The organism is Paraburkholderia acidipaludis NBRC 101816 (assembly GCF_000684975.1).
Classification (GTDB): Bacteria; Pseudomonadota; Gammaproteobacteria; order Burkholderiales; family Burkholderiaceae; genus Paraburkholderia; species Paraburkholderia acidipaludis.
The window spans coordinates 1-4,203 of record NZ_BAXZ01000033.1 but is presented as its reverse complement, the minus strand read 5'-3'; the positions used below and the strand labels follow the sequence as shown (position 1 = coordinate 4,203).

General features: G+C 65.3%; 4 protein-coding genes. 3 read left to right on the top strand and 1 reads right to left on the bottom strand.

The window, feature by feature from the left end:
• The 3 genes from BAC01S_RS35210 to BAC01S_RS27670 all read left to right on the top strand — a co-directional run.
• Positions 1-707: alpha/beta hydrolase (locus BAC01S_RS35210; protein ID WP_043203928.1), on the top strand; the 707-nt coding region annotated here is incomplete at its 5' end.
• A gap of 95 nt (positions 708-802) precedes the next feature.
• On the top strand, positions 803-1,891 hold the full coding sequence (locus tag BAC01S_RS32865) for an alpha/beta fold hydrolase (protein ID WP_084168928.1): 1,089 nt from the start codon (positions 803-805) through the stop codon (positions 1,889-1,891).
• The gene (locus BAC01S_RS27670) at positions 1,888-2,832 is read left to right on the top strand and encodes a DUF1571 domain-containing protein (RefSeq protein ID WP_027797673.1); all 945 of its coding nucleotides are present in this window, start codon (positions 1,888-1,890) and stop codon (positions 2,830-2,832) included. The genes BAC01S_RS32865 and BAC01S_RS27670 overlap by 4 nt, the downstream gene beginning before the upstream one ends.
• A 390-nt stretch (positions 2,833-3,222) precedes the next feature.
• Here the strand turns inward: BAC01S_RS27670 and phbB are convergent, their stop codons facing one another.
• Positions 3,223-3,966: an acetoacetyl-CoA reductase gene (gene phbB / locus BAC01S_RS27665; protein ID WP_043203926.1), complete on the bottom strand. Its 744-nt coding sequence runs from the start codon at positions 3,964-3,966 to the stop codon at positions 3,223-3,225.
• Between the last annotated feature and the right edge of the window lie 237 nt (positions 3,967-4,203).

Below are 4,203 nucleotides of genomic sequence, written 5' to 3'. Positions count from 1 at the left end.
CGCCGCGCGCCCGCCGCGCGTACCGGCTCGCGCAGCTGGCGCGCGACCTCATGGCGGTCGCCGACGCCACCTGCGGCGCGCGGCCGTTCCACCTGGTCGGCCACGACTGGGGATCGATCCAGTGCTGGGAGGCCGTCACCGATCCGGCGAACGCCGCGCGGCTCGCGTCGTACACCTCGATCTCGGGGCCGTGTCTCGATCACGTCTTTCATGCGCCGCTCGATCTGCGGCAAACGCTGAAATCGTGGTACATCGCGTTCTTCCATCTGCCGCTCGTGCCCGAACTCATCTGGCGCGCGGGCGGCGCACGGCTGTGGCCGTGGTGGCTCTGGAAAACCGAACGTGTACGCGCCGCGCGCGACCCGCAACAGTTGCGCAATGGCCTGAATGGGCTGAAGCTGTATCGGGCGAACTTCCTCGCCCGCGCGCGGCGCCCGCGAGAGCGCAGCACGCGCACGCCGGTGCAGTTCCTCGTGCCGCGTTTCGACCGCTATGTCACGCCCGCGCTCTCCGAAGGGCTCGACCGCTGGCTGGGGCGCTACCGGCGCGAGGTGATCGCTTCGACGCATTGGACCGTCGTGCGCGACGCCCCGCTCATCGCGGCCCGTATCGAGAGCTTCGCGGCGTGGGTGGCAAACGATGCGTCGCCGCATGCCATATCGTCCTCCGTGGAGACCGCCACCAACGCATTACCCGAAGGAACCTGAGAGAAACCACAACGAAAAGCGGCGAGGGGATGCATCGTCCCCTCGACCCCTATATCCATCCAGAGACAAGAGGTCAGCCGGTGAACCCTATCGCCATGCTCTCCGTAACCGCAGCAGCCGTCGCCGTAGCGGGCGCCGCGCTCTCCGCCTTCTCGCGGCGTACCGCGCGCCGCATCGAAGCGGCTGTGCCGATGGACGGCCAGCTCGTCGACATCGGCGGCGATCGCATTCATTACGTCGATCGCGGCGAGGGACCGCCCATCGTTTTCGTCCACGGCCTGAGCGGGCAGATGCGCAACTTCGCCTGGCTGCCCATCGAGGAGCTCGCGCGTCATCACCGCGTGATCCTCATCGACCGCCCCGGCACCGGCTACTCCACGCGCGGCGCACAGTCGGCCGCGAACGTTTACGCCCAGGCGGAAGCCGTCGTGCGCTTCTGCGATGTGCTCGGCCTCGAAAAACCCGTGCTGGTCGGGCATTCGCTGGGCGGCGCGATTGCGCTCGCGGTCGCGCTCAATCATCCGCAGGCAGTCTCGCGGCTCGCGCTGATCGCCCCGCTCACCCATGTACAGACCGAAGTGCCGAAGGCATTTCGCGCGCTCGTCATTCGTTCGGACTTCATACGACGCCTCGTGGCGCACACGCTGGCTACGCCCGTCGCGCTCGCCACCAGCTCGGCCGTGCTCAAGCAGGTCTTCGCGCCCGAAGCCGTGCCGCCCGACTTTCCGTTGCGCGGCGGCGGCATGCTGAGCTTGCGGCCCCAGGGGTTCCTCGGCGCGTCGGAGGACCTCATCGCCGTTGAAGAGGCCGGCGACCTGGCCGAGATGGAGCAGCGCTACGTGCAACTGGAGGTGGACACGGACGTGCTGTTCGGCCGCGACGATATCGTGCTCGACTGGATCCGCCACGGCGACGCGCTGCGGCGCCGTTCGAAGCGCGTGGCGCTGAAGGTGATCGACGGCGGGCACATGCTGCCCGTCACCGCGCCGCGGGCAACGGCCGAGTGGCTGCGGGCCGTCATTGCGGGCTCGACGGAGCGAGGCGCCAACGCCAGCGCAATCGGCGACGCGGTTGACGGCATATCGGCCGCCGATCCGGCGGAAGCCACGGTCATGCCGCTACGGCGTGCGAGACCTGAATCGCGGTCTCGCTCATCATTCAATAAAGGGAGACAACTCACATGAAAAACGATCGACTTCAGGCGCGACGCACGGGCGTGTGTCTCGCACGACCTCTGGCATGCGCAACGCTCGCGCTCGCGTCGGCGCTCGCATTCGCCCAGGGCGGCACGGCGGCGACCTCGAACGGCGACGACGCCGGCGCCGCGCAAACGGCGGTCACGGCAACAGCGCCCTCGCAGGTCGGCAAGCTGCCTGTCGAAGATCAGGTGCGCTGGCTTCAGCATGCGCAGAAGAGCGACGCGCTGGAGAAGATGGACGACGCGCAGCTGACCTCGCTCTTCCAGTCGCTCGACCCGCTCGTGGTGCCCACGCTGATCAAGCTCGGCCCTTCGGGCTACTCGTCGTATGAATTCGAGCTGTGGCGCTGGGAGCGGCTGAACGGCAAGTGGCCCAGCCAGCCTGCGCACATGCTCGTCAAGCTCGAGCACGATCCGCTGCGTATCTACGCGAAGTGGCTGCCCGACGGCGACCACGCGGGCGAGGAAGTGATCTACGACGCGTCCAAACGCAGCGACGAAATGTATGGCCACCTGGGCGGCCTGCTCGGCGTCATGCCGATGTGGACGGCACTCGACGGCACGCTCGCGCGATCGCAGTCGAACCACAAGATCACCGACCTCGGCACCGAGTTCATCACGAACCAGTTCATGACCGATGCGAAGAAGTACGTAGCAGTGGGCGCGCCGTATACGCCGCAGGTGGAGGTGAAGGTCATGAACGGCGTGCGCGTGGTCGCGCTCACCTATGTTTCGCCCGCCGGCAAGCCGCAGTACTACGCAAAGAAGCAGACGCTCGGCCTCGATCTGCGGCACCCGTACTTCCGCACGGTCGAAGCATACGACGACAGCGGCCAGATGTTCGAGCGCATCGTGATCGACAAGATCGAGCCGAAGACTTTCGACGCCGAGGTATTCGATCCGAAGAATCCCGACTACAAGTTCTGATGCGGCGCGCGTGGTGCTGCGATATCGCGCAGGCGTGACAAACGCAAAGGTGAGGTTTTTCGGGAGGTAGCCCGTGTGCTATCGGCCATGCGAGTGCGGATCGGCGAAAAGGTGAGGATTTCCAGGAGCTTGCAGGTGCTCGACAGGCGGATGCAATCCTTCAGGTGAACCTGGTACATCGAAGAAACTCACGTTTAGGCCGCAAAAGGTGCAAAACGATCTCCTGGAACTACTCACTTTTGCCGTTTTTGCCCGCAGGCGAGCCAAGGTGAGGCAGGACGCGCCCCGCCGCACACCCTACGAATCGTGCGATGCGTTCCGCCGCTCCCGGAAAGCCTCACCTTTGAACCGATGGGCGCGGCGACGCGCCCATCGGCTCTCACGGGCCCTTCACTGCATGTGCTGGCCGCCGTTGATCGGGATGTTCGCGCCGGTCACGAAACCCGCCTCTTCCGAGCAGAGGAACAGCACGAGCGCCGCGATCTCGTCGGGCTGGCCAAGACGGCCGACCGGAATCTGCGGCAGGATCTTCGTATCGAGCACCTCCTGGGGTATCGCCGTGACCATCTTCGTGGCGAGATAGCCGGGCGAAATCGTGTTCACCGTCACGCCCTTGCGCGCAACCTCCAGGGCCAGCGACTTGGTGAAACCATGCATGCCCGCCTTGGCCGCCGCATAGTTGGTCTGCCCGATCGAACCCTTGGAGCCGTTCACCGACGAGATATTGACGATACGGCCCCACCCGCGCTCCACCATGCTCTCGCACAGCGGCTTCGACATGTTGAAAACGGAATCGAGATTGGTGCGGACCACCGCGTCCCAGTTCACCTTGTCGAGCTTGCGAAACGTCATGTCCCGCGTAATGCCGGCGTTGTTGACGAGGATGTCGACAGGGCCGACATCGCACTGGATTTTTTCCGCGCCTTCCTGACACGAGTCGTGATCGGCAACGTCCACGGGATAGGCGTAGAACTCGCGATCCGTCGATTTCATCCGGTCCAGCCAGTCCGCAGCGCCGGCGTTCTCCGGCGAGTGCGTGACGACAACCCGGTAGCCCGCGTCGTGCAGCCTGACGCTGATCGCCTCTCCGAGGCCGCCCATACCACCCGTTACCAAAGCAATACGATTAGTCATCCTATATACCTGCGAGAGTAAAACGTAAAAACGGCGTGGCGTCTGGTCCGGATACGCCACGTACATCACAGTCATGCCCATCGCCGCACGGCAACGAAGGCATGCGAACCATCGCGCGACTTCTGGTTGGAATCTGATATGGCGCGAGTCAGGCAGGGCGCGCCCGCAAGCGGGCGCGGCCCTGATACTTCACAGGAAGGTCAGCCGCGCTCGAGCGCGAGCGCCACGCCCATGCCG